At 63.4% G+C, this 26,349-nt stretch carries 20 protein-coding genes; 15 read left to right on the forward strand and 5 right to left on the reverse strand.

Going from position 1 to position 26,349, the window contains the following annotated elements; genetic code table 11:
• Positions 1-104: 104 nt before the first annotated feature.
• Positions 105-1,043, forward strand: coding sequence for a LacI family DNA-binding transcriptional regulator (locus M1D32_RS18290; RefSeq protein ID WP_458780033.1), 939 nt, complete (start codon positions 105-107; stop codon positions 1,041-1,043).
• A gap of 32 nt (positions 1,044-1,075) precedes the next feature.
• Here M1D32_RS18290 and M1D32_RS18295 read toward each other — a convergent pair whose 3' ends face one another.
• Genes M1D32_RS18295 through M1D32_RS18305 form a run of 3 tightly spaced genes read right to left on the reverse strand, consistent with a single transcriptional unit; the run spans position 1,076 to position 4,812 of the window.
• Positions 1,076-2,038 carry a carbohydrate ABC transporter permease gene (locus tag M1D32_RS18295; RefSeq protein WP_458780034.1) on the reverse strand — a complete coding sequence of 321 codons (963 nt, stop codon included), beginning with the start codon at positions 2,036-2,038 and terminating at the stop codon, positions 1,076-1,078.
• Complete coding sequence (locus tag M1D32_RS18300; RefSeq protein ID WP_458780035.1) at positions 2,035-3,096, reverse strand: ABC transporter permease; 1,062 nt, start codon at positions 3,094-3,096, stop codon at positions 2,035-2,037. Before M1D32_RS18300 ends, M1D32_RS18295 begins: the two co-directional genes overlap by 4 nt.
• A 12-nt stretch (positions 3,097-3,108) precedes the next feature.
• A complete protein-coding gene (locus M1D32_RS18305; protein ID WP_458780036.1) occupies positions 3,109-4,812 on the reverse strand; it encodes an extracellular solute-binding protein in 1,704 nt (567 codons plus the stop codon).
• Between the two features lie 194 nt (positions 4,813-5,006).
• Here M1D32_RS18305 and M1D32_RS18310 point away from each other — a divergent pair, with 194 nt between their 5' ends.
• Positions 5,007-7,895 carry a glycoside hydrolase family 3 C-terminal domain-containing protein gene (locus M1D32_RS18310; RefSeq protein WP_458780037.1) on the forward strand — a complete coding sequence of 963 codons (2,889 nt, stop codon included), beginning with the start codon at positions 5,007-5,009 and terminating at the stop codon, positions 7,893-7,895.
• 4 nt (positions 7,896-7,899) lie between these two features.
• On the opposite strand, the gene M1D32_RS18315 is transcribed toward M1D32_RS18310, so the two are convergent.
• A complete protein-coding gene (locus M1D32_RS18315) occupies positions 7,900-8,763 on the reverse strand; it encodes a DMP19 family protein (protein WP_458780038.1) in 864 nt (287 codons plus the stop codon).
• A 273-nt stretch (positions 8,764-9,036) separates the two neighbouring features.
• On the opposite strand from M1D32_RS18315, the gene M1D32_RS18320 reads away from it, so the two are divergent.
• From M1D32_RS18320 to M1D32_RS18350, 7 genes are all read left to right on the forward strand, one after another.
• Positions 9,037-10,038: an SIS domain-containing protein gene (locus M1D32_RS18320; protein WP_458780039.1), complete on the forward strand. Its 1,002-nt coding sequence runs from the start codon at positions 9,037-9,039 to the stop codon at positions 10,036-10,038.
• 85 nt (positions 10,039-10,123) lie between these two features.
• On the forward strand, positions 10,124-11,002 hold the full coding sequence (locus M1D32_RS18325) for a PfkB family carbohydrate kinase (RefSeq protein WP_458780040.1): 879 nt from the start codon (positions 10,124-10,126) through the stop codon (positions 11,000-11,002).
• Positions 11,003-11,063: 61 nt separating this feature from the next.
• The gene (locus M1D32_RS18330) at positions 11,064-12,167 is read left to right on the forward strand and encodes a LacI family DNA-binding transcriptional regulator (protein ID WP_458780041.1); all 1,104 of its coding nucleotides are present in this window, start codon (positions 11,064-11,066) and stop codon (positions 12,165-12,167) included.
• A gap of 179 nt (positions 12,168-12,346) precedes the next feature.
• Positions 12,347-13,666, forward strand: coding sequence for an ABC transporter substrate-binding protein (locus M1D32_RS18335; protein ID WP_458780042.1), 1,320 nt, complete (start codon positions 12,347-12,349; stop codon positions 13,664-13,666).
• 10 nt (positions 13,667-13,676) lie between these two features.
• A complete protein-coding gene (locus M1D32_RS18340; protein ID WP_458780043.1) occupies positions 13,677-14,648 on the forward strand; it encodes a carbohydrate ABC transporter permease in 972 nt (323 codons plus the stop codon).
• On the forward strand, positions 14,642-15,478 hold the full coding sequence (locus M1D32_RS18345) for a carbohydrate ABC transporter permease (protein WP_458780044.1): 837 nt from the start codon (positions 14,642-14,644) through the stop codon (positions 15,476-15,478). Before M1D32_RS18340 ends, M1D32_RS18345 begins: the two co-directional genes overlap by 7 nt.
• A gap of 2 nt (positions 15,479-15,480) precedes the next feature.
• Positions 15,481-16,341, forward strand: coding sequence for a sugar phosphate isomerase/epimerase family protein (locus M1D32_RS18350; RefSeq protein WP_458780045.1), 861 nt, complete (start codon positions 15,481-15,483; stop codon positions 16,339-16,341).
• On the opposite strand, the gene M1D32_RS18355 is transcribed toward M1D32_RS18350, so the two are convergent.
• Positions 16,334-17,422 carry a LacI family DNA-binding transcriptional regulator gene (locus M1D32_RS18355; RefSeq protein WP_458780046.1) on the reverse strand — a complete coding sequence of 363 codons (1,089 nt, stop codon included), beginning with the start codon at positions 17,420-17,422 and terminating at the stop codon, positions 16,334-16,336. The genes M1D32_RS18350 and M1D32_RS18355 overlap by 8 nt on opposite strands.
• A 183-nt stretch (positions 17,423-17,605) precedes the next feature.
• On the opposite strand from M1D32_RS18355, the gene M1D32_RS18360 reads away from it, so the two are divergent.
• From M1D32_RS18360 to M1D32_RS18385, 6 genes are all read left to right on the forward strand, one after another.
• Complete coding sequence (locus M1D32_RS18360) at positions 17,606-18,472, forward strand: ABC transporter substrate-binding protein (RefSeq protein WP_458780047.1); 867 nt, start codon at positions 17,606-17,608, stop codon at positions 18,470-18,472.
• Positions 18,473-18,511: 39 nt separating this feature from the next.
• A complete protein-coding gene (locus M1D32_RS18365) occupies positions 18,512-19,300 on the forward strand; it encodes an amino acid ABC transporter permease (protein ID WP_458780048.1) in 789 nt (262 codons plus the stop codon).
• Between the two features lie 50 nt (positions 19,301-19,350).
• Positions 19,351-20,118 carry an amino acid ABC transporter ATP-binding protein gene (locus M1D32_RS18370; RefSeq protein ID WP_458782230.1) on the forward strand — a complete coding sequence of 256 codons (768 nt, stop codon included), beginning with the start codon at positions 19,351-19,353 and terminating at the stop codon, positions 20,116-20,118.
• Between the two features lie 266 nt (positions 20,119-20,384).
• On the forward strand, positions 20,385-21,506 hold the full coding sequence (locus tag M1D32_RS18375) for an NAD(P)/FAD-dependent oxidoreductase (RefSeq protein ID WP_458780049.1): 1,122 nt from the start codon (positions 20,385-20,387) through the stop codon (positions 21,504-21,506).
• A gap of 229 nt (positions 21,507-21,735) precedes the next feature.
• A complete protein-coding gene (locus M1D32_RS18380) occupies positions 21,736-25,188 on the forward strand; it encodes a DEAD/DEAH box helicase (protein ID WP_458780050.1) in 3,453 nt (1,150 codons plus the stop codon).
• Between the two features lie 93 nt (positions 25,189-25,281).
• Positions 25,282-26,274 carry a glycoside hydrolase family protein gene (locus M1D32_RS18385; protein ID WP_458780051.1) on the forward strand — a complete coding sequence of 331 codons (993 nt, stop codon included), beginning with the start codon at positions 25,282-25,284 and terminating at the stop codon, positions 26,272-26,274.
• Positions 26,275-26,349 lie beyond the last annotated feature (75 nt).

The following is a 26,349-nucleotide window of genomic DNA, read 5'->3' on the forward strand; positions in this document are numbered from 1 at the left end:
CTTGGTTAAATGGGGGTATGGGTAATCGAAAGGCTTCAACTGCGGCGACGATCAGTGACGTAGCCAAAGAAGCCGGAGTTTCAACAAGTACGGTGTCTTACGTCATGAGCGGGAACCGTCCTATATCGAAAGAAACCCGCGATATCGTCGAAGCGGCAATGCGCCGCCTGAAGTACAGCCCGCGCTCGAGTGCACGCGCGCTGGCCTCCAGCCGGTCCAATGTCCTGGGCCTGGTAGTGCCGCTTCGTGCTGACGTGAACGTCGGAGTGGTCATGCAGTTCGTCACGGCCGTAGTCACCACTGCCCGCTCGTTCAACCAGGACGTCCTGCTGCTGACGCAGGACGACGCCGGCAGCATAGAGCGGGTGACGTCCCAGTCCATGGTGGATGGCCTGCTCATGATGGACATCGAAGCCCGCGATCCCCGCATCCCGGTGCTGGCCAGGCTGCAGAAACCGGCGGTGCTGATCGGCATGCCGGATGACCCGCGCGGCCTGAGTTGCGTGGACTTTGATTTTGCCGGGGCCTCCCGCACTGCCGTTCGCCACTTGGCCGAGCTGGGGCACCGGGGCATTGCGTTCATCGGGTCTCCGCCGGCTTCCCTGCGCCGCCACGCCACGTATGCCGACCGCGCCCTGCGTGGATTTGAGGAGGCATGCAGCGCGCTGGAGATTCGTCATCTGGCCGTAGCGTGCGAGGCCAACTCGCCTGATTTGGCAAGGGCCCTGGACAAGGTCTTCGCGGGCCCCGAGACCATCACTGCTCTCCTGGTGCACAACGAGGGGCTGCTGCCGATCCTGCGTGAGAACCTGGCCGTGCACGGCTTTTCCGTCCCCGAGGACATCTCCGTGGCGGTCATTGCGCCGGCAGATGTGGCGAAGGCTGCGGTCCGGCCCTGGACCTTCGTGCCCATCCCCGCCATGGACATCGGCCGTGCCGCGGTGGAGATGGTGATGGACCGGCTGAGCCTGGAAAAACCCGCCGAGCTCCGGCTCATCGCACCTACACTGACAGCTGGAGAAACCACCGCCGGGGTTCGCTGACATGAGGTGAAGGGCGGGCACAGACTGGCCCCTCATCCCTTGACCGCCCCGATCATCACGCCCTTGGTGAAGTGCTTTTGCACAAAGGGGTACACAATGATGATGGGCACCATGGCCAGCACGATGACGGCCATCTGCAGGGCCGGGCCTGCAGCGGCTCCCGTGCCCACGTCCACCTGACCCGGAACCGAGACGCCCTGGAGCACGTAGGACCGGAGCACCACCTGCAGCGGATTCATGGCGCTGTCATTGATGTAGAGGACTGCGTTGAAGAAGGCGTTCCAGTAGCCAACGCCGTAGAACAGTGCGATCACGGCGGTAACAGCCTTGGACATAGGCAGCACAATCTGCGTCAGGGTGCGCCATTCACTGGCACCATCGATCCTGGCGCTGTCCAGGATTCCCCTGTCGATCCCCATAAAGAAGCCGCGCAGGATGATGATGTTGAACACCGAGATGCAACTGGGCAGGATCAGCGCCCAGTACGTGTTGATCAACCCCAGCCCGGAGACCAGCAGGTAGGAGGGAATGATTCCCGCACTGAAGAACATGGTGATCAGCAGCGTGAACAGGATGGGTGTGTGCGCAAAGGACCCCGGCCGGGACAACCCGTAGGCGCAGAGAATGGAAACCACCATGCTCAGGGCGGTTCCGGTAGCCGTGACTCCCACACTGACGAGGACCGCGCGGGTGACCACACCTCCACTGAGGATCTGCTGGTATGCGGCGAAGGAGATTTCGCCGGGGACCAGGACCAGTCCGCCGGCCTGGGTGATGGTGGCCTGGGAGGAGATGCTTGTCAGGACGATCGTGTACAGCGGCCCCAGGACAGCCAGGACGACGACGGCCAGGACAATGAACTTCCCTGCCTTCGCCGCTGCCCCGGGTTCTTCGTCCCAGACGGGACGCTCAGGTTTCAGCCGCGGCGGCTTGGATTGTTTGGAGCGTTTGGCGATGCTGGTGGAGGACCCGGCCTTGCTGGTCATTGTGCTCATTTGGAATAGACACCGCTCTCGCCGAAGATATGGGCAACTTTGTTGGCTGTCAGGATCAGGGCCAAACTCACCAGGCCTTTGATGAGGCCGGCGGCAGCGGCGTAGCTCCAGTCGCCGTTTTGGACACCTGTGTAGTACACAAACGTGTCCAGGACCTCCGAGGCTTCGGCCCCCACGGCGTCGCGCTGGAGGATCATCTGCTCGAAACCCACGGTCAGGGAATCCCCCAGCCGCAGGATCAGCAGCAGCACGATGACACTGCGCAGGCCGGGCAGGGTGACGTGCCACATGCGCTTCCAGCGGCCCGCTCCGTCCACCGCCGCTGCTTCGTACTGGGCGGGATCGATGGCGCTCAGGGCAGCGAGGAAGACAATGATGCCCCAGCCTGCGTCCTTCCAGACAGCCTGCGAGGTGAGCAGGAACAGGAAGGTGTCCGGGTTGGTCATGATGTCCATCGCTTGCCAGCCGTTGGCCCGCAACGACTGGTTAAGCAGTCCGGCGCCGCCGAAGATCTGCTGGAAGACGGACACCACCAGCACCCAGGAAAAGAAGTGCGGGAGGTACACCACGGCCTGTACTGCCGCCCGCAGCCTGGGATTCACCAGGGAGTTCAGCAGCATGGCCAGGGCGATGGGAACCGGAAAGAAAAACACCAGCTGGAACGCTGTGATCACCAGGGTGTTCTGGACGGCATGCCAGAAGTCTGGGTCAGCCAGCACCCTTGCGAAGTTTTCCGTGCCCACCCAGGGGCTGTCAGGAATACCGACGTAGGGCGAGTAATCCTGGAAGGCCACCACATTGCCCAGCATGGGGAGGTAAGCGAAGACGCCCAGCAGGATGACCGCAGGCAACGCCATCAATACCAGGGAACGGTCCCGCCTGAACCGCAACCGAAGGTTGCCCCTCGCCCTCGGCCGCTCGCCCGGACCTCCAGCAGCCCGCCTGCCAACTCCGGAGCCGCGGCCCGCCGTCGTGCCTGCTGCCAAGGCCTCGCTGGTGCGTGCGCCGGACCCGGCCTGCACAGGCGCGGGAGCCTTGCGCTCTATTCCAGTGATCATGCGTGCCACGTCCTAAGCCAGGAACCCGGCGTAGAAGTCCCGGAGTTCGTCCCCGCCCTTGCTCTTCCAGGACGCGAGCTCGCTGTCGAGATCCTTCAGGCTCTTGCGGCCGCGGATGATGTCCTTGGCCAGGTCATCAAACGGCTTGGAGAGGGAGCCGAACTTGGCCGGCTCCTGGATCTGCATGCCGAAGAAGAGGTCCTCCACCACGTTGGGTGCCTGCCGCGCCTCCCAATCAGACTGCGACTTCACCAGCCCGGGGTACTGGACCATGGAGTTGACGATCGGCGGGCTGACGAGGAAGGCGTAGGTACTGGTGACCTCCTCGGTCCCCTTGGCGGTGGCCTTTGGAATGCCCTGGGCATCACGGGTGAAGTGCACCCCTTCAACACCGTTGGTGATCAGCACGTTCTCCTCCGTACCAAAGGGAGCGGCCATGAAGTTGGCCAGCGCCAGCATTTCTTCGACTTTGGCCGGCTCTGCCTTCTTGATGAAACTGAAGATGGCGGCAGGCTGGGCCCGGAAGAGGGTTGGTTTGCCGCCGTCGGGAGCGAAATAGTCCATGGGCTGCATGTTGAACTTCGGGTTGGAGGGCAGGACCCGGGCGAGTGCCTCATGCCAGGAGCCCGTTCCGTCAGATGCCATCAGTGAAGCGCCGGACTCGAAACGCTGCTTGGACTGCTGGGCGTTGCCTGCCACGGCGTCCGGGTGGACGGAACCGTCGGAGAACAGCTTGGCGGTCCATTCAAGGGCAGCCCGGTATTCGTCCGTCTCGACCTTGTTCTGGAGTTTGCCGTCCACCATCTTCCATTTGGGAACCACGCCGTGCATGATCTGGGCGCCGTTCCAGACGTCCTCGGAGCCCCAGCGGTTTTTGGATTCGTCCGTCAGTTCCTTGGCGAGCGTGCGGTATTCCTCGGCAGATTTCGGCGGTTCCACTCCGAGTTCCTCGAAGAGGTCCGCCCGGTAGAAAATGGCATCCGAGATCAGTGCACCGGGATAGGGGAGCCCGTAGAGACCACCTTCGAAGCAGCCCATCTTCCAGGCTGCAGTGGGGATGTTTGCCAGGTTGGGGTACTTGTTGACCTTGTCGCCGGCGATGAACTGCGATAAGTCCTGGAAGACTCCGGCAGCGGCCTGCCCAAAGCGCGGCGGGAGGTTCCAGCTCGGGATGACCATCCAGTCCGGCACGTCCTTGGGCGAGGCCAGGACTGTCTGGACCTTGTCCGCGTAAGCGTTGCCGTCGTTGGCCTGGAAGTTGATGGTGGCGCCAAGCTTTTCGTTGACAGCCTGGTAGTAGCTGTTCTGCGGCAGGGCAGGCGGGACGGCCCACCACGCCGGCGTCATGGCCGTGTAGGTTCCGCCGCTTCCCGGTGTCGTCGCGACGGACTTGACCAAGGAGGAAGGGATGCTGGTGAAGCCGGGGGTGGAGCCGTTGATGGAGGGGATGTCGGGCTTCACCAGCTCGAGTGGCTTGTAGGCAGGAACCAGCTTGGCTACCGCTTCCGCCAGTCCTCCCGAGTTCGTGGCCTGGGGTGCTGCGGTACCTGAGGAACAAGCAGAGAGCGCGGCCGGTGCCGCGGCCAGGAACACGGCGCCGCTGAGGATTCCGAGGAAGGACCGGCGGTTCACGCCTGCGGATGATGCTTCGCCCAGCAGTCCGGCGGCGGTTTTTCGGGGCTTGCCCCTCCCGGGGCCTGTGGTGGAACTGAGCATGACAGCACTCCTTCGTGTTGAGTCAATGACTGGGATTCAATTGATTCATCGAATCGGTTCGACTTCGATTAGCGTAGGGCACTCCTCGCGGATCCCGCAAGGCTGAAATGTGTTGCGCCTCACATCGGAGAGTGCAACACTGGGTGTCGCCTGAATCGTATAAGCGATTCGATAACACAGCCGATTGGACTCCAGTGCCGCATTCCGCTCAGCCTTCCACCCTCAATGTCGATGCTCCAGAGCCCGGCCAGGCGCAGGACCCCGGCGTGCCCGCCCGGATCCTGGGCACCTTGTCACTGGACCAGAAGGTGGCCATGCTGCACCAGCACGCGCCGGCTGTTCCGGAGCTGGGGCTGGAGTCCTTCCACACCGGGGCAGAGGCGGCGCACGGAGTTGCCTGGCTGGGCCCGGCAACCGTCTTTCCCCAGCCGGTGGGCATGGCCGCCACCTGGGATGCTGACCTGATCGAGCGGCTCGGCGAGGCTACAGGCCGGGAGCTTCGCGGAAAGAAGGCGGAAGATTCCTCCGTGGGCCTGAACGTGTGGGCACCGGTGGTGAATCCGCTACGGCATCCCTTGTGGGGGCGGAACGAAGAGGGATTTTCCGAGGATCCGCACCTGACGGCGGAGTTGGCCGGCGCCTACTGCCGGGGACTAAAGGGCCAGGACCCGCACACGTGGCTGACTGTTCCCACCCTCAAGCACTTCCTCGGCTACAACAACGAGTTCGACAGGAACGTCACCTCCAGCAACCTCAGCCCCCGGGTACTTCATGAATATGAGCTTCCCGCTTACCGCTCCCCCATTGAAGAGGGGGTAGCGGGTGCGGTGATGCTGTCCTACAACCTGGTCAACGGCAGGCCTGCCCACGTTTCAGACCTGGTGCAGTCACAGCTCCGGCAATGGCGGAACGGGGACACCCTGGCCATCGTGACGGACGCCGGTGCCCCCGGTTCGCTCTTCCGGCAAGAGAAATATTTCGACGACGGCCCTGCAGCCTACGCCGCCGCGCTGCAGGCAGGGGTGGACAGCTTCACGGACGACGGCGACAATCCTGCACCGACCATCGCCTACCTTACTGAGGCGCTTGAGCAGGGGCTGATCAGCGAGTCTGACGTGGACCGGGCTGTCCTGCGGCTCCTCACGCTCAGGGCCAGGACGGGCGAATTTACGCACCACCCCTATGCCTCGATCGAGGCAGAAGTAATCGGCGCGGCGGCGCACGTTCAGCTGGCACGGGAAGCGGCTGCAAAGTCGGTGGTGTTGCTGCGCAACGATGCCGACGCCGGCATCCTGCCCCTGGGCGACGCACCCGGCACGATCGCCGTTATTGGGAGCCTGGGAACGCGGGTCCTCAGTGACTGGTACAGCGGAACCCTGCAGGACGCCGTCAGCATCGCTGATGGACTCGGCCGCCGCTACAGCGCGGCGGCGGGGGCCAACGTTGTTACGGAAGAAGGTGCCGACGTCGTTGCCCTGCGCAGCGTCAGGACCGGCGGCTATTTGGGCGGCGCGGCAGGAGCGGTACTTACCGCCACCGCGGCTGCACCCGGTACGGCGGAGTCGTTCACCTTGAAGGACTGGGGTGCCGGCGAGGTAACCCTCCAATCGATGCTGACCGGCAAATTCGTGACGGACGCGGGCGACGGTTACCTGCGGGCGGAAGCAGACCGGGTGGGAGGCTGGGTGGTGCAGGAGACCTTCAGGCGTGACTATGCTGCTGACGGCACCGCCGCCCTGCAGCATGTCGGGACCGGAAAGTGGCTTCGAATTGAGTCAGGAACGAACAGCGCCGCCCTGGTTCCGGACGCCGCCGCGGCTGAGCGGTTTGTGCTCCGGACACTGAGGTCCGGACACGAAGCCGCCCGGCAGGCCGCCGCCGAAGCCCATACCGCCGTCGTGGTTGTAGGCAATGATCCGCACCTTGGCGGCCGGGAAACGCTGGACCGGAGCACACTGGAACTGCCGCTGGCTGAGCAGGAACTCGTCCGTGTTGTGCGTGAAGCGAACCCGCGGACAGTACTCCTCATCGTGTCGTCCTACCCCTATGCCCTGGGCACGTTGGCTGACACGCCAGCCATCATGTGGACCAGCCACGGCGGGCAGGAACTGGGCAGCGGTGTGGCCGATGTCTTGAGTGGCGACACTGAACCGACCGGACGCCTGGCGCAGACCTGGTTTGCCCGGGATGCTGACCTGCCGGACATCCTGGACTACGACATCATCACCTCACGCTCCACTTACCTGTACAGCCGCGCCGAGCCCCTGTTCCCGCTGGGGCACGGGTTGACGTACGGCGATGTAAAGTACCAGTCCATGGCCCTCCGCGAGATGCCGGGCGGAGGAACCACAGACGTGGTCGAACTGACAGTGGAACTACGCAACGGGGGCAGCCGTCCCGTCTTTGAGCTGGTTCAGGTCTACGCCTCCGCCCCCGGCCACCCCTTCGAGTTCCCGCGCCGTTTGCTCGTGGGCCATCAGCGGGTGGAGGTTCCGGCGGGAGGAACAGCAGTGGCCACAATCGCCGTTCCAGTGGAACGCCTGGCAACCTACAGCGTGGTGGAGGAGCGGATGCTCGTGGAGCCTGGCGCCTACCAGCTGCTGGCTGGCTCCTCGGCAGAGAACCTTCCCCTGGCAGCGCTGCTGGAAGTGCCAGGGAAACCGGGCCCCGGCCGCAGCGCGGGCCGCTGGTTCCGTTCGGAAAACTTCGACTCCTGCGGGAACGTTGCCTTGGTTCCCGAGACCCGGCTGGCGGGCACTGCCGTTACACCTGCCGAGGACGCCCGCCCTGCCTGGGTGACCTACCGCTTCTCGAGTGCAGCCGAGCCGCTACGGGAGAACGTTGTGCTGGTTGACGTTGTGTCCTGCCGCCCGGCCGGACCGGGTGCCGGCTGCGTGCTCCGGGTCCAGGTGCCGGGACCCGCCGACACTTGGAACACGATCGGCACCGCCCGTGTTGCGCCCGGTTTCCGCGGCGAGCTTCGGGTACCGCTGGATTCCGGTAATTCACCCCTCGATGAAGCAGGCACCGTCCGGCTGGTACTGGAAGGCGCCGTCACGGTCAGCCGGCTGCAGCTGCGGTAGCCCCTTACGCGCCGACCGTCTCGGCGTCGGTTTCTTCAATGTCCGCTTCCTCGAACTCCACCGCTGCGACGATTTCCTGTGTGTCGGGGTTGATCATAAAGGCCTCGTCGTCCTCCTCGACCATCAGGAAGTCGCCGTGGTCGGTGGAGAAGTGCCAGGCCAGGGTCTTCCCGCCGCCATGGACATAGTTGGGGTCGCCCATGGTGATCCTAATCAGCTCATACCCTGCGATGCTGCAGAGCTCGCGGATGATGATCTCGAAGTCCGGGGCGTCTTCCAAGGCCTCGGCGTCAGCCTGCGCCTGGCGCTCCGGCAGGTCGGGGATCTGCACCACAAGCCGCTCAATATGCGCGCCGACTTCCTCGTCGTCCAGCACCAGAAGAGCGGCCTGGCCCCTCAGCCAGGCGGCGTTAAGGGAAGTAATGTTCTCCCGCTCCAGCAGCTCCTCAAACTCGCCGTCGAGCTCCTCCATCCGGAGGACGCCGTCGGTTTCCCCTGGCTCATCCAGGCCGCCGTCGGGGTAGTGCTCTTCGTCTTCCCCGGACAGGCTGTCGTAGGCCGCCACCGCACGGTTGAACAGGTCAAGGTGGGCGGCGGCACCCATCCCTGCCATGCCTTCACGGATCAGTGTGTCCGTTTCGGCCCGGTCGACGGCGGTGAAAACGTACTGCGCGAAGCCGCCCTCCAGCGCCTGCGTGAGGTAGAAGTCCACGTAGTAGCCGCGGACGGCTACGGGTGATATCTCTTCGGTGCGGAGCAGGGCGGCGTGCATGGCGTCCACGATGCTGACGTTGGCCTCCACGACGTCCTCGTCGCTGGATTCGATGCTGCTGCTGGTCAGGACGACGGGCTGCTGGCTGGTGATCATTTCAATCCTCACGGCTGTTAGCGGGTGGTGCTCGTACGCTTTTCACGCTAACTGCGCCGTTCCTTCACAGCGCTGAGGGGGAAGTGAACGTCCGGCGAAGTTTGTGGGACCGCACCCTGGACGAATCCCTTTTGCGACGAGCGGGATGCACCAAAATTTCGTTCAGCAAATCTATTGACCCGTCACCGGCACCGTGAAACCATAATGAGCAGTTGTGATACCGGTATCAATAAGTATCAACCGCAACTACCACAAAGGACGAAAGGACAGCCCGTGCTCGGCTTCAAAGAAGAGGAATTCCTCGCCCAGACCCGCAGCGCTCTTGCGCTGCAGGGACAAATCGAACAGTTCGTGGACTCCATCCAGGAGCGGGGTTTTGACAACCTCTTCCTCATCGGCGCCGGCGGCACCTACGCCGCGATGCTGCCCTACGAACACTTCATCCGCTCACGGTCCACCCTTCCCGTACGCGCAGCAATCGGGAAGGAGCTGATGCTGACCGGCGACCCGGCGTTCGGGCCCGGATCCATCGCCGTTTTTGCTTCTGTTTCCGGAACAACGGAGGACATCATCGAGGCGATCGAATTCGCCAAAGCCAAAGGCGCCTACACTGTTGGCTTTACCGGCTTCGGGGACAGCCCTTTTGCCAAGTCCTTGGATGTCACCCTGGTCACCGAACCGAAGACCTGGCCGTTCGACATCCCCCTGCTGCTCCTGTCCACCCGCCTTCTGGCTGCGCGGGGAGAGTTCGAGGGGTACGAAGAATTTGCGGCTGAGCTCCAGACCGTTCCCGAAGTCCTCATTGAGGTAGCACGGCAGGCAGAACCAGTGGCGGAAGCGTTTGCAGAACGAAACAAGGAGGCGGACTACCACTTCCTCGTCGGCGCGGGCAATCTCTGGGGCTTCACCTATTTGTACTCAATGTGCATCCTCGAGGAAATGCAGTGGTTGCGCACCACGCGTGTCCACGGCGCCGAGTTTTTCCACGGCTCCCTCGAACTTATCGAGGAGGACACCAGCCTGGTGCTTTTCCTGGGTGAAGACGAAAGCCGGCCGCTCATGGAACGGGTGGTTAAGTTCGCCGAGAACTACAACAAGAACACCACGATCCTCGACACCAAGGACTACGAGCTGGCGGGAATCAGTGCACGGTTCCGGGGCCTTCTGGCGCCTTTGGTTTTGGACACCGTGGCTGACCGGATCAGCAAGCACCTGGAACGGGTCCGCAACCATTCGCTGGACCTGCGCCGGTACTACCGGGTCGTTGAATACTGACAGACTCCGTTGCCGCGCCCCTGCCCGGGGCGCGGCAACGTCACCCGGCCGCAAGCCGGGATACCGCCGTCAAGACAGGATGAGCATGAAAGTAATAGGGTTCGGGGACAACATCGTGGACCGCTTCCTGGACCGGGGAGTGATGTACCCGGGTGGAAACTGCGTGAACTTTGCAGTCCTGGCACGCCGCATGGGCCTGGAGTCCGCCTACATGGGTGTCTTCGGTTCCGATCCGCTGGGCGCCTTTGTCCGTTCCGCCATAGAAGCGGAAGGAGTAGATGTCAGCAGGTGCCAGACGCGCGAAGGCCCCAACGGCGTCACCGAAATCAAGGTTATCGACGGCGACCGGGTCTTCCTGGGCTGGAATGAAGGCGGTGTCACCATCAGCCAACCCTTCATGCTTGGGCCTGAACACCCGAGCTACCTGGCCGCAGCAGCCCTTGTCCATTCGAGCGTCTACTCCGCCTCGGAAAACCAGCTCCCGTCGGTGCGGGCGGCCGGCCCCTTGGTCAGCTTTGACTATTCGTGGGAACCGGAGCGCAGGACTGACAGCTACTTGCAGCTCACGGCTCCCTTCGTGGACTTGGCACTGCTGTCGCTGGGGGACGCACCATTGAGTGCCGTTGAACATGAGCTTGTACGGGTGACGGGGGCGGGCGCTTCGCTCGCCGTTGCCACCAGGGGGGCCGCCGGCGCGGTACTGTACGACGGCGAGCGGTTCCATACGCAAAGAGCGGCGCCCACGGACGCGCAAAGGTTCGCCGATACCATGGGCTGCGGGGACGCGTTCGTCACCGGATTGGTCGTTAGCCTCCTGCGCTCGGGCTGGGCCCGGGACTCCCCGCCAACTCCGGATTCCCTGCGCCCCGCCCTTGCTTTTGCCGCGGAATCGGCTGCGGAACAGTGCTACGTTGAAGCTGCATTCGGGTACGGCCGTCCGGTCGCTGCAGCAACTAGGATCTGAACCAGAGCTTGTCCACATCGGAACCGCGCCAGGGCGATTCCAAGACCAGAAGGGAACCGGGATGTCGCCGGATCATCAGCACGGGGGCGCTCCGACCATTTCGGAGGTTGCCGCTGCCGCTGGGGTCGGCAGGGCCACCGTTGCCCGTACCCTGGGCAACTATGGGTCCGTCAGTGATGCCACGCGGGCAAAGGTCCTGTTGGCTGCCGAACGGTTGGGCTATCAGGCCAATACGCTGGCACGCAGCATGAGCACGGGCATCACCAAAACGCTGGGAATTGTTCTCGCGGACGTGGCCAATCCCTTCTTTTCGGGGGTCCTCAGGGGCATCTCGGAAACGGCAAAACAGGCCGGTTACGATGCCATCATCCTGAGCACGGACGAGAAGCTGGACCTGGAGCGCGACGCCATCAGGGTCCTGCTGGCCAAACAGATTGATGGCCTTGTGGTCGCTTCGGCGGCGGGACGGAACGATGACGTCTCGCACCTATCCACAGCGATGGAACGTGGAATACCGGTGGTCCTTATTGACCGCCTGGTGGACGGCTTGGATACCGACTCGGTGGTCATCGACAACCGGGAGGCCGCCCGCTCCGCCGTCGCATCCTTAATTGCGAACGGCCACCAGCGGATTGCCTTCGCCTGGGGCCCCGTGACCCTCAGCCCCGCAACCGACCTGCAGCAGATGCACAGCATCCTTGATGAGGCACTCTGGAGTGATGGCGAACGCCTTCGCGGTTACCTGGATGCCCTGGAAGAGGCCGGAATACCGTTCGATACCGCGTTGGTAACCCACGTCCTGAAAAATGAACGACAGGCAACCAGGGCCATCGGAGGGATGCTCGCCCTGGCGGATCCCCCCACTGCCATCTTCACGACGGAAACCGAGGCAACGGTGGGCGCCCTCCATGCACTACGGACGCACAACCGCCGGATCCTCAAGGATGTGTCCCTGATCGGCTTCGATGACAGCCCTTGGGCCGCAGTCATGGAACCACCCCTGACCATGATCCAGCAGCCGATGCGCGAACTTGGCGCCGCGGCGGCACAACAGCTCCTCGCCCGGATCGAGGGCGATTCTTCCGCACCGAGGAAGCACGTCCTGCCCTCCACACTCATTGCGCGCTCCTCCGACGGCCCTGCGCCTTCACGTGCAGCCGAATAAGCCGCCGGCAACTATTTCTTCCTGAAACCCTTCCCCCGGGACCACAATCGTGATTCACTGTGGTACCGGTATCACAATTCCCAAAACGCACACTTGGCGCAGGTGCCGTCCAACGGAGGGCGGCACTCTTCGTCCTGTGGACCTCGGCTATTCAGCCATCCGAGCGAAAGTAGAAAACGATGCGGAAAAGCACGCACATATTGACGGCCCTGCTGGCGGGAACAGCCCTCGCTCTGACCGGCTGCGCCGGCGGAAGCGAGCCTGTTGCTCAGTTGGATCTGCAGAAAGAACCCGAATATTCCGGGACCCTGAGTATCCTGACCAAATTCGGTGGCGATCCCCTGGAACCATACTTCGAGGACCTGGCCGAGGAGTATAAAAAACTCCACCCTGATGTCTCCTTCGAACTCATCCAGGAGACTGACCAGAGCATCAAGGACAAAACCAAGACCCTCACTGCATCCCAGGCCCTGCCGGACATCTACTTCACCTGGGCGGGGAACTGGGCAAACAACTTCATCGACGGCGGCCTCGCAGCGGACCTGACGCCGGTTATCGCCCCTGGCACTGATTGGGGAAGCACCTTCGGCGAATCCTCACTCAAAGCCTTTGAACGAGACGGCAAGTTCTTTGCGGTTCCCTTGTACAACAACGGAAAATTCATGGGCTACAACCAGAAGGTTTTCAAGGAGTTGGGCCTTAACCCGCCGTCCACCTTCGAGGAACTCATTTCCTCCTGCTCTGTGCTCAAGGATGCCGGCTACGAGCCTATTGCCTTTGGCAATAAGGACGGCTGGCCGGGCCTGCACTACCTGCAGCAGTTGTTCGCCTATGAGGTGCCTGCCGACGAACTGGAAGCGGACTTCGACCCCAAGACGGCGAAGCTCGAGAACCAGGGCTACCTCCGGGCCATGGAGCAGTTCACCGAGCTGATCAACGAATGCACCGGCAGCGGAAAAGACTCAAACGGCGTCCTCTACACCACGGCACAGCAGGCACTGGCTACGGGTACCGCCGGTATGTACTACCAGGAGGTCCTCGAATTCGACACAACGGCGTCGGAGGGATCCCAGCTCAAGAACGACGGCCTGGGCATCTTTAAGCTGCCTGCCTCAGCCGCGGCGAAAGGGGACACAAGGGCAATCGAGGGTTCTCCGGAGGGATACCTGATTAACCCCAAGTCCGAGAACGCGGCGCTGGCAGTCGACTTCATGAAGTTCGCCACGAGCAAGGAGAATGCCACGAAGCTCTCGTCACCGCCCTATGGTCAGCCCAGTGCGGTCAAGGGCGTGGTCTCGGAACAGAACTCCACCGGACCGGTCGTCGAAGGCATCAAGCAGGTGAATGACGCCTCCGAAGCCATCATCTGGCTTGATTCAGTTACCGTCCCGGATGTGGCCGATGCCTGGCTGGCAGGCGGCGAGGCCCTTGTTGCCGGAACCCAATCCCCGCAACAAGTCCTTGACGCTGTGCGTTCCGCTTCCAGCGCAGCCAAGTAGCAGACCTGCCATGACAGTTTCGAACGTGATCCGGAGGCCTGCGCCTTCGGCCTCCGGATCCGACGCCAAGGGTCTCCCCAAAGGCCGGCAAGCGGCCAGGAGCAGGGCCCGCGGGTGGCGCAATATGGTGTGGGTCCTGCCCGCGGTTTTGCTGCTTTGTGCCTTCTGCTACCTGCCCCTCGTGCAGAATTTGGGCTTCAGCCTCCTGAAGTGGGACATCTACAGCGGACGGCAGACCTTCATTGGTGCCGATAACTACCTCAAGATGTTCAATGACCCGATCTTCTGGAAGTCACTCCTCAACAACACCCTGTATGCCGGAATCTCAATCGTCTTCCAGGTGTTCGGAGCGCTGGTTCTGGCAGCCCTCGTGGAAGGGCTGCCCAGTCCGCGCTGGCGGGGTGCCCTGCGGGCGATCTACTTCGTTCCCTCGGCGATATCCCTTACGGTGGCCGGACTCCTGTTCTATTTCATCTATGAGCCGCGTATGGGCATCCTGAACGCCGCGCTTGAAACCCTGGGGCTTGGAAACTTCGCACAAGCCTGGCTGGGCCAGGAAAACACGGCAATCTTCGGGATCATCGCCATGAGCCAGTGGCAGGGTTTCGGCTACTGCACCCTGCTCTTCGCAGTGGCGCTGCAACGTATTCCCTCCGAACTTTTCGAAGCGGCCTCAATCGACGGCGTTGGCCCCGTCCGCAGGTTCTTCTCCATATCCCTGCCCCTTGTCCGCGAGATGAGCAGCCTGATGATGATCGTTACGGTCTCGGGGGCGTTCCAGGTTTTCAATGAGGTGATGGTCATGACCACAGGCGGCCCCAACAATTCCAGCCAGGTCCTTGGCACCTGGCTCTACCGCAGCGGTTTTGTCCGCAACGATTTTGGCTATGCCGCGGCCATCGCCACGGCTGTTTTCGTCATCACGCTGATCCTCGCGGTACTCCAGCTCCGGCTGGCCAAGCGCAGGAGGGTGGAATGGTGACACGGACTTCAGTACTGATGCTCTTGGCACGGGTTTTTGTCCAGGCCTTCCTGGTGGCCCTGGCCATCGTTGTGATCTACCCCCTGCTGTGGATGCTGCTGAACGGTGTGAAGTCGAATTCGGAACTGTTCGCCAATCCGTTTGCGCTTCCGGAAACCTGGCGGTGGGAAAACTACGCGACCGCCTGGAACCGCGGTGTTGGCGACTACCTCACCACGAGTGTCCTCGTCACCGTCGCGTCCACCGTCGCCACGGTGCTGATCAGTGCCTGGGCAGCCTACGGACTTACAAGGGTCAGGATTCCGTTCAACCGGACCATCCTGATTCTGATCCTGGCTGGCTTGATGCTGGCGCCGACCGTGGCCCTGATCCCCCTCGTGAAGATGTTCCAGGCGCTGGGTCTCTACAACAGCTTCTGGGCGCTGTTGATTCTTTACACCGCCTTCCGCGTTCCCTTCACCACCTTCCTGATCCGCGCCTACATGCTGGATTTGCCCCACGAGGTAGACGAGGCCGCAGCAGTGGACGGTGCCTCCAAGGCACGGGCGTTCTGGCAGGTCATCCTTCCGATGTGCCGCCCCATCATCATCTCCACGATCCTGCTGAACGTTCTCTTCACCTGGAACGAATACCTTTTCGCCATGATTTTCACGAGCGGCGGCGCCCTGCAGACGCTGCCGGTGGGACTTACGAACCTCATGGCCAAACACGGCACGGACTACCCCGTGGTATTCGCAGGAATGGCCATCGCCGCCGTTCCTGTGATTGTGCTCTTCTTTGCGGGCCAGCGGTATTTCATCCGCGGCCTGGCTGACGGTGTGGGGAAGTAGCAATGGGCAACCTGGACGTGGACCAGATTTGCGGTTCCAATTTTGCTTACCAGCACCACACTCTTGAGCGTTGCCTCAACGACATGGTGGAACTGGCACGCCGGAAGGTGGAGTTGTGGGGCATAGCGCCCCACCTGCACATCCCGAGCGCAGGCAAGCACGACGTCAGGAATGTTCTGAAGCTGCTCCATGAGCGTGAACTTTCTGTGGCATGCATAACGCCTGAGCAGGTTGCCTACCCCGTCAACATCGCTTCGGGTGCCGACTGGTTGCGCGAGAGCAGCATGCAGCTTTTCTTCCGCGCAGCTGAGATCAGCAGTGACCTGGAATCCCCACTGTTGTTCCTCACATCCGGTCGCGGCTACGAGGATGAGCCGTTGGAGCCGGCGTGGGAACGGAGCGTCCTCGCGCTGCAGGCAATTACCGAACGGGCCTCAGAACTGGGCGTGTCCTGCGTACTGGAGCCGCTGCAGCGGGTGGAGTCGAACCTGGTCACCGATGTGTCGTCGCTTAGGCGCATGGTGGACGACGTCGGACATCGAGACCTCGGCGTCGTCATCGACACCGTCGCATTGGCAGTGGCAGGAGATGCGATCAGTGATTACGGCAGGTCCTTTGGCGGGAAGGTGCGCCATGTACACCTGATAGACGGCTCCCCCGCGGGACACATGGCGTGGGGAGACGGCAATATGGACCTGACAGCAATCCTGCGGGAATTAGGGCAGCTGGAGTATAAGGAGTCATTGACTTTCGAGCTTTTCGGCGACGGCTCGTACTCCATCGATCCCCGGGCCGCCTTCGAGAAGTGCCTCAACGCCTGCGGGGACAGTATGGCGCAGCCCTTGAACTTTTCCGCTAGTTGAGCGGAGTGCCACCACTGTTGGGCCTCGCGCCAACAGATCCCCGCTTCACCAGCGTTGCGGCGAACTGAGGTTTGGCAGCCGGCACTTTCCTGCCTTGGATCTGGCTGATGAGGGCTTCGGCGGCGGCAACGCCCATCTCGTAGACAGGCTGGGCGATGACCGTCAGAGGAGGGGTGGTGAGGCGGGTCCACGCGAAGTCGTCATACATCAGGAACGAGACGTCGCCCGGAATCGAGAGACCCAGGTCCTGGATGGCTTCAACAACGCTGAGGCCGATAAGCCCGTCGGACGCGATGATGGCCGTGGCAGGATCAGGCTGCTGCAGCAGTTCCCGGGTGATCTTCTTGATGGATTCCGGGCCATCGGCGTTGAGGCGCACCAGGTCCTCGGGTTGGGGAAGGCCCGCTTCTTCGAAGGCCCGCTTCATGCCCTCACGCCGGTCGGAGATTTGTGAGGAGTGCAGGGGCAAGCCGGCGAAGTAGGGCTCATCTGTTCGGAGGGTGGAAATGAAGGCGATCCGCTTGTGCCCTTCCTGGATCAGGTAGCTGGTGGATTCGTGGGAGATCTTCTCCATCTCCACCGCCACCGTTTCCACATCGAGCCCCGGCGCCGTGCGGTCGAGGAGCACCAACGGACGCCCGGACTTGTGGACTCCCTCCAGGTGCCGGGTATCAACCGACGACGCCGGAGCCACTATAAGGCCGTCCACCCGCTTGTCCAGCAGTACCTGGACGGCGTCGACTTCGGCGGCGGTGTCCTCGTCGGTGTTGACGAGGATGACGTTGAAGCCGCTTTTCTTGGCGGTGTCGGTGATGCCCCTGGTGGCGAGGCCGAAGTGGGGGTTTTCGATGTCGCCCACCACCACGCCGATGGTGTTCGATTTCCCGGTGTTCATGCTCCGCGCGAGTTCGTTGGGCCGGTAGTTCAGCTCTTCCGCTGCGGCCAGCACGCGCTCCCTCACATCGTCACTGACAGCACCATAGTTTCCCAGGGCACGTGCTGCCTGGGCTTTGGATACCTGCGCGGCTTTGGCGACGTCGGCGACTGTGACATCGCGGCGCCGTGAAGCGTCAGTACTCATGTCGGCCTTTCATTAGGGGCGCTTGACGCCCTTTGTGGCGTGGGTTACATTCTTAAGAAATCAATGTGAGTCCGGTCTCATCGTAGGCGCTGAGACCGGACTCAGCAAGAGGTACCGGCAAAACATCACCACGCCGGGGATCTTGATCCTCCACTTCCCGCTTCTCTCGATTGGAAAACTGCTGTGTTTACTCGAAAATCCTTCCGCCCCGCAGCCCTCATCGCCGCGGCAGTCGCCGCGGTCGTGGCACTTTCCGGCTGCGCAAGCTCCACTCCTGCATCATCCTCAGCTGATAACCCGTATGGGTTGATTGAGGCCGGTACTGTCCGGGTTGCGAGCCTGGGCGATTCGAAGCCTTATACGTTCACTGATGCGCAGGGTAATTTCACCGGTTTTGATGTTGAGCTGTTCAAGGACGTAGCGAAGCGGGCCGGGGTGGACAATGTCGTCTTCACGGGCCAGGATTTCTCCGCGATCCTGCCGGCGGTGGCGAACGGCCAGTTCGATGTGGGTGTGGCGGCGATCGGGATCACCGAAAAGCGCAAGGAAACCGTTGATTTCTCCAACGGCTACCTGGCCGGTTACCTGACGGTGCTGACCACGAAGGATTCCGGCATCCAGGACGCCGATGGCCTCTCCGGCAAGCGGTTGGGCGTGGTGCAGGGAACGCTGCAGGAAGCCTACGCGGTGAAGAACTTCACCACCGCGAACCTGGTCCGGTTCCCGGATAACAACTCCGCGATCGCGGCCGTGAACAGCGGCTCGGCGGACGCGCACTTCCTGGATTACGAAGCAGCGAAGGACTACACCGAACAGCACGGCCTGGTCAGTGTCGCGGACATCCCCTCGTTTGATGCCCCGGCCGGTTTCGCCCTGGCCAAGGACAAGACCGCGTTGAAGGAGGCCCTGAACAAGGCCCTGGCCGAGGCCATGGAAGACGGGACCTGGAAGACGCTGTACCAGAAGTGGTTCCCGGGCTCGCCGATGCCCGAGCAGTACCTGCCCAAGGCCGAGCAGACCTCCACCCCGGCAGCAACGGCCAGCAAGTAAACGCCCGGATTTTTTAGCCAACTACGTCTGAGAGCAACCATGGACTGGTTCAACACCATCATCCGCACTTTCTTTGACTTCAAGGCCATGGCCGAAGTCTTCCCGCAACTCCTCGGAGTCGGGCTCCTGAACACCCTGATCATCTCTGTCGCGGCCACCATCCTGGGCGTGTTCATGGGCATGGTGATCGCCGTGATGGGCATCTCCCCGTCCAAATGGCTGCGCGTCCCGGCCCGGATCTACACCGACCTGTTCCGCGGCCTGCCCGCGATCCTGACCATCCTGCTGATCGGCCAGGGCTTCGCCCGGCTCAGCCAGTCCATCTTCGGGCCCTCCCCCTACCCGCTGGGGATCATCGCGCTGAGCCTGATCGCCAGCGCCTACATCGGCGAGATCTTCCGCGCCGGCATCCAAAGCGTGGACAAAGGCCAGGGCGAGGCCTGCCGCGCCCTGGGCATGAGCTACAGCAAATCCATGGCCCTGGTCGTCATCCCCCAAGGCATCCGCCGCGTCCTGCCGGCCCTGGTGAACCAGTTCATCGCCATCGTCAAGGACTCCTCGCTCGTGTACTTCCTGGGCCTGCTGGTCACCGAACGCGAACTCTTCCGCGTCGGCCAGGACGCCGCAGTCCTCTCAGGCAACCTCTCCCCGCTGGTCATGGCCGGGCTCTTCTACCTCGTCATCACCGTGCCCCTGACCCACCTGGTCAACTACTTCGACAACAGGTTCCGCACCGGCCGGCGCCGCCCCGCCGCCCCCACCAGCGGCCTGAAGGAAGTCAAAGAACTCGACGCATCCTCGCCTCTGATCACCGGGAGCAACACATGAACCTCACCAGCAACACCACACCCAACACCTCACACAACACGACCCCAGCCATGACCGCACGTAAGACCACCGCCCCGGACATCGAGACGTTCCACGGCTCCAGCCTGGAACTGCAGAACCTCACCATGGCCTACGGCGACATCGAGGTCCTGCGCAACGTGAACCTCACCGTCAAACCCGGCACCACCACCTGCATCATCGGGCCCTCCGGCTCGGGCAAGTCCACCCTCCTGCGCGGCGTCAACCGCCTGCACGAACCCAAAAGCGGGGACGTGCTCCTCGCCGGCGAAAGCGCCCTTAAAGTCAACCCCGACATCCTGCGCGCCCGGATCGGCATGGTCTTCCAGCACTTCAACCTCTTCCCGGACCACACCGCCCTGGAAAACGTGGCCCTGGCCCTGTGGAGCGTGAAGAAAATGCCCAAAGCCGAAGCACGCGAACACGCCCGCCGCCGCCTGGCAGAAGTAGGCCTGGCCGAACGCGCCGACCACCGCCCCCGGGACCTCTCCGGCGGACAACAACAACGCGTCGCGATCGCCCGGGCCCTGGCCATGGAACCGGAAGTCATGCTCTTCGACGAAGCCACCAGCGCCCTGGACCCCGAACTCGTCAAAGGCGTCCTGAACCTCATGGCAGGACTGGGCCGCCGCGGCATGACCATGCTCGTCGTCACCCACGAAATGGGCTTCGCCCGCAAAGTCGCCGACCAGGTCGTCTTCATGGACGAAGGCGAAGTCGTCGAAGCCGGCACCCCCGCCGACCTCTTCGACAACCCCAAAAGCGAACGCCTCCAACGCTTCCTCTCAGAAGTCCTGTGATGTTTCCCCACTGATCCGGGCTACGCCATCCACGCCCAGGACTCTTGGGGGGTCCTGGGAGTGGATGGCCCGACGAGCGCCTATCCCGCCGGATGGGGGGACTCTCCCCTTTCTACCGGCTCCCCGCCGGCGCGCTCCTGGGAGGAGCGCTGGCCCCGGCTCAGCCCGGCAGACGCCGTCGCAGTTTTGAAAGTCATTCAAGAGGTGCCCTCGCCTGGCGCAGCCCCGTCACGGCACATCCCCCAAACCCGGGAAAGCGAGTTTCTATGTCTTCCACCAGTCCCGCCAGCAAAGTCGCCGTCACCGGCGGTGGAATCCTTGGTGTTTCCACCGCCGTCCATCTCCTGCGAGAAGGCGCATCGGTGTTCCTCCTGACCGAAAGCGGCTTGACCAGCGAGGCTTCAGGCCGGTCGCTCTCGTGGCTGAATTCCGCGGGCGAACGCTCCACGCCCTACCACCAGCTCCGCATGGCCGGCGTGGACCGGTACCGGACGCTGTTCGCCTCGGACCCCTCCCGGGAATGGCTCCACTTCGGCGGCGGCCTCATGTGGAACCCACCGGGACAGGCTGACGTCACGACTGCCCGGCACCAGTATGAGCTGAACAAGGGCTACGATTCCAAGCTGCTGGCACCCGAGGAGATCGCACCAATTGCTCCCGGGGTGGATGCCTCCGCCGTATCCGGCAAGGCGATCTTCAACCCTGGTGAAGGCTGGGTGAGCCTGCCGGACCTGGTGGAATTCCTGATGGCGGAGTTCCACGAACTCGGCGGTGAACTGGTCCTGAACGCAGGAAAAGCCTCTGTGGTGGTTGAAGGCGGGCGCGCTGTCGGCGTCCGGGCCGCTTCGGGTGCTGTGCATGACGCCGACGCCGTCCTGGTGGCCTGCGGTGCTGCAACCCCTTCTGTGGTGGCCCCCTTGGGAGTGGATATCCCTAACGGATCACCGGTTTCGATGCTCGTCATCACAAAACCGATCGACCATGGGCTCGCTCCTGTCCTGAACACGCCGCGGGCCGCTGTCCGGCCAAACCCCGGAAACACCCTTGCCCTCGACCACGACTGGTACGAGGAGAGCATCACCGAACACGCTGACGGGACCTTCAGCATCCCGGATGAAGTGGTGCAGGAACTCGCCGGCGAGGCTTCCAAGCTCATCGCTGGCAACCCGGAGCTCAAGCCGGCGTCGTGGAAGATCGGCTACAAACCCATTCCGGGCGACGGCGAGCCTGTCTTCGGCGAACTCGAAAAAGTACCCGGCTGCTTTGTCGCCTTCACCCACTCGGGGGCAACGCTCGGGCTGATCGCCGGCGAGCTCCTGGCAGGCGAAATCCTCACCGGATCCCGGCACCCGATGCTGGAAACTTTCCGGCCGGAGCGGTTCTCCTAGTCCTGCAACCGATGCCTGCGCGAAGTTCGTAAAGAACCGGCCGTGGCGTGCTGCTGTTTCGTACAGCGGCGTGCCACGGCCGTTGCTGTTCCACCCTGTTGTTTGTCCGCCATGCCTTCCGCCCTCGAAGAAACGGCGGCACGCCCTCCCCCTTGGGCGAACTAAGATGGATCAGATAACCAACCACCGGCCCCGGCCCCGCCGTGGCCTGCTGAAAGTAGCGCGCACCATGCCATCCCAACCGGACGAGAGTGCGGCACTGGCAATACAGACCCCCGCCATTAACGACCGTTCCCTGGCGGCCGGGCTCGCTTATGCCATGGGAAGCCGCGTCTCCGGTATTTCGTTCGACGCCGCCACCGGCCTCATGCTGGGCAAGGTCCGCGGCGGTGCTGACGCGCCCTATTCCACCACCGCCAAACTGGTCCGCAAGGGGGGCGGCTGGAGCTGCACGGTGGGCGTGTGCAGCTGCCCGGTCCGGAAGGACTGCAAGCACGTAGCGGCGCTGCTCTTCGCGGCGGAGGACAACCCGGCCACGCGCGTCCAGCTCCTTTCACCGGCCACCGCCACCCAGGTAGCGCGCGAACCATCCGGTGCCGTTCCTGACTGGGAGCGCGCCCTCAGCCCCCTCATCTCGCAGCCCGGTGCCGCTCCCTCCAGCAACGGCGCCCCCCTGGCCCTCCAGTTCGAGATCGAGGAACCGGCACCCCACTTCTCCTACACAGGCCGCCGGGATCCGCTCCGCAGTGTCCGCCAGCTCAAGGCGCGCCCGGTGATCATGGGGGCCAAGGGCAAATGGATCCGCGGGGACGTCTCCTGGAACACCCTGAGCTACCTGAACTTCCGCGGTGAGTGCAATGAGTCGCATGTGGAGTGGATGCAGGAATTCCTGGCCGCCCACTCCGCTTCGGCCAGCCGCATGCACAACTCCTCCGGCCTCTGGCTGGGCCTGAACACCTACTCGGGAAAGAACCTCTGGAGCCTGCTGCCCGACGCCAAAAAGATCGGCCTGGCGCTGGTCCACTCGCGCGGCACCGAGCCGGTGCGGCTCGCGGAGTCCCCGGCCGCCGTCGGGCTTAATTTGGGAAGGTACGGCGCGCCTGCCGACGCGGAGGGTGCTGCAGCTGAGGCTGCCGGCGCCGCGCCCCGGCAGGGCATGGCGTCCGACGGCGGGCTGGAGCTTGCGCCCACCATCGCCGTTGAGGGGGTCGAGGTTGATCCCGCTGCGGTGGGGACGATCGGCCGCCCGGCGCACGGAATCTTCTTCACCACGGGAGAGGCTGCTTTGCCTGGTGTCCCGGACCCTGACGGCATCATCACGCTGGCACCATTGGAAAGCGGCCTGAGCGAGGAACTGCTGGCGTTCGTGACGGCGGGCAGCACCCTCCACATTCCGGCCAAGGATGAGTCGCGCTTCCTCACCGGTTTCTACCCCAAGCTGAAGCAAACGGCCCGGGTCACTGCCCGTGACGAGTCCGTTGAACTGCCCACCTTGGCTGTCCCTACACTCTCCCTGCTGGCGAACTATGGTGCTGACCACCGGGTGCGGCTGCACTGGGAATGGCACTACACATCGGGAAACCTGGTCACTGCCCAGCCGCTGTGGCGGCATCCCGGCGACCATGGCTACCGCGACGACACCGCTGAAGCCCGCATCCTTGAAGGCATCGGCCAGCCGTGGGACGTGGTTCCCGCCTTGGGTGAATCCGCCACCGGCGGCTGGGGCACCCCCCGGCTCGCGGCGTCCGTGGAGCTGAAGGGCCTGGACACGCTCGCGTTCACGGAGGAAGTGCTGCCCCGCCTGCGCCAGGCTCCGGACGTCGACGTCGACACCGTGGGCGACATCGCCGACTACCGGGAAGCTGAGGAAGCACCGGTGGTTTCCATCTCCACCAAAGCCACTGAACAGCGCGACTGGTTCGACCTCGGCATCCAGATCACCCTCGAGGGCCAACCGGTGTCCTTCGCCGCGGTGTTCTCCGCGCTGGCCGCGGGGCAGACCAAGATGCTGCTGCCCAGCGGCGCCTACTTCTCGCTGGACCTGCCCGAACTGCACCAGCTGCGGGCGCTGATCGAAGAAGCCCGCTCCCTGCAGGACAACAAGGACGCGCCCCTGCAAATCAGCCGGTTCCAGGCGGGACTGTGGGACGAGCTGGCCCAGCTGGGGATCGTGGACGAGCAGGCGGCAGCCTGGCGCTCGGCGGTGGGCGGCTTGCTGGAGGGCGGCGTGGACGGCCTGCCGCTGCCCGCCACCCTGAACGCGGAGCTGCGCCCCTACCAGCTGGAGGGCTTTAACTGGCTCACCTTCCTGTACCGGCACAGCCTCGGCGGGATCCTCGCGGATGACATGGGCCTCGGCAAGACCGTGCAGGCCCTTGCCCTGATGTGCGCGGCGAAGGAATTGGCGCTGGCGGCAGCAGACGCTTCAACGCCCGACGCCGTCGCTCCCTTTTTGGTGGTGGCCCCCACCAGTGTTGTGGGCAACTGGGCCCTGGAAGCAGCGCGGTTCGCTCCCGGTTTGAAGGTCCAGGCGGTCGGTGAGACATTCGCAAAGGGTGGGCAGGACGTGGCTGCGGCACTGGCCGGGGCCGACATCGTGATCACCTCCTACGCCCTGTTCCGCATCGACTACGACGCGTACGCCTCACGCGAATGGTCCGGCCTGGTGCTGGATGAAGCCCAGTTCGTGAAGAACCACCAGTCCAAGGCGTACCAGTGCGCCCGCAAACTGCCGGCACCCTTCAAGCTCGCCATCACGGGCACGCCGCTGGAAAACAACCTCATGGAATTCTGGGCACTTACCTCCATCGTCGCCCCTGGCCTGTTTTCCAGTCCCAAGCGCTTCGCCGAGTACTACCAGAAGCCGGTGGAGAAGAACGGCGACAAGGGGCAGCTGGACAAGCTCCGCCGTCGGGTCCGCCCGCTGATGATGCGCCGCACCAAGGACCAGGTGATCAAGGACCTGCCGCCGAAGCAGGAACAGATCCTGGAAGTGGTGCTGAACCCGCGCCACCAAAAGGTGTACCAGACACACCTGCAGCGCGAACGGCAGAAGATCCTGGGGCTGATCGAGGACGTCAACAAGAACCGCTTCACCATCTTCCAGTCGCTGACCCTGCTGCGGCAGCTCAGCCTGGACGCCTCACTTGTGGATCCAGCCCTTTCGTCAGTCCGCTCCAGCAAGCTCGACGTGCTGTTCGAGCAGCTTGAGGACTTGGTCGCGGAAGGCCACCGCGCCCTGATCTTCAGCCAGTTCACCGGGTTCCTGGGCAAGGTCCGGGAACGGCTGGACGAGGAGAAGATCGAGTACTGCTACCTCGATGGCGGCACCCGCAACCGTGCGGATGTGGTCAGCGAGTTCAAGAACGGCACTGCTCCGGTGTTCCTGATTTCGCTGAAGGCCGGCGGGTTTGGATTGAACCTCACCGAGGCGGACTACGTGTTCCTGCTGGATCCCTGGTGGAACCCCGCATCCGAGGCCCAGGCCGTGGACCGGACCCACCGGATCGGGCAGGCCCGGAACGTGATGGTCTACCGGCTCGTCGCCAAGGACACCATCGAGGAAAAGGTCATGGCGCTCAAGGCCCGGAAGTCGCAGCTGTTCGCGGACGTGATGGAAGGTGACGCCCTGGCCGGTGGCGCCATCACGGCCGAAGACCTGGCAGGGCTGTTCCAGGAGTAGCAGCAGAGAATCTGTCTGGCGCCGCCGTATCAGCGCTTCATCCACAGCCCATATGCTGGACACCCAACCATAACTACAACGTTGGAGAAGCGCGTGTCGCAACAGCCAGTAACTGCCCTTACTCCCCTGCACCCGGACGCCTTCACGGTCCCTTACCGCGACCCCGTCTGGGACGGGCCCACCGACCCGATCCTGGTTCCGGACCACCTCACCGGCGAGTGGGTGCTGTTCTATACCCAGCGGCGTGCCACGGCGGCCGGACTGACCGGTGTCGAATGGGTGCACGGCACGGCAATCGGCGTTGCAAGGTCCTCGGACGGCGGACTGACGTGGAGCTACCAAGGCACCGTGGACGGACTGGTGCCTCCGGAAACGGAACAGCCCGCTACCCTCTGGGCTCCCGACGTCGTAAGAATCGGTGATCAGTGGATCATGTACCTGACGGTCGTCAGCGGGGTACGGATGGACTGGACCGGTACCGCGTCCATCGTCCAGTTTGCCAGCCATGATCTCGTCTCTTGGGAGTACCTCGGCGCCGTTGATCTGGATTCCCCGCGGGTCATCGACGCCGCCGTGGCACTCTGCGGGGATGGCCGCTACCGCCTCTGGTACAAGGACGAAGACCGCGGCTCGAACACGTACAGCGCGGTCAGTGATAAACCCCAGGACCCGTCGTCGTGGATTCTTGAAGGACTCACGATCCCCGGCCGCCCGCATGAAGGGCCGAAGGTCTTCCAACTCGAGGGAAACTACTGGATGATCGTTGACGAGTGGCGGGGCCAGGCGATCTATCAGTCGGATGACGCCGCTGGCAGCTGGGTCCGGCAGGAACACCTGGGCGGGCTTATCCTGACGCAACCGGAGCACGTGCACGGCAGGCCCGTCGTCGGACGCCATGCTGACGTGGTTCCCCTCGAAGCCAAGGAAGACGGGACGGAACGTGCCTTACTGGTCTACTTCACCCACCCGTTTTGGGGCGGCGAAGACATCGACACCATGGGATTTGACGCCAAAACCCGCCTCAGCCACGTCCGGGCGGCGGCCTTGGAAGTCCGCGACGGGACCCTCGTCTGCAGCGAACAATAAGCAGGAATACCAAGCACGCCGGAACACGACAAAGGGCCAAACCCTGGAACTATAAGCCGGCTGCTGCCGGCACCG

This window comes from Arthrobacter sp. D3-16 (assembly GCF_054408515.1).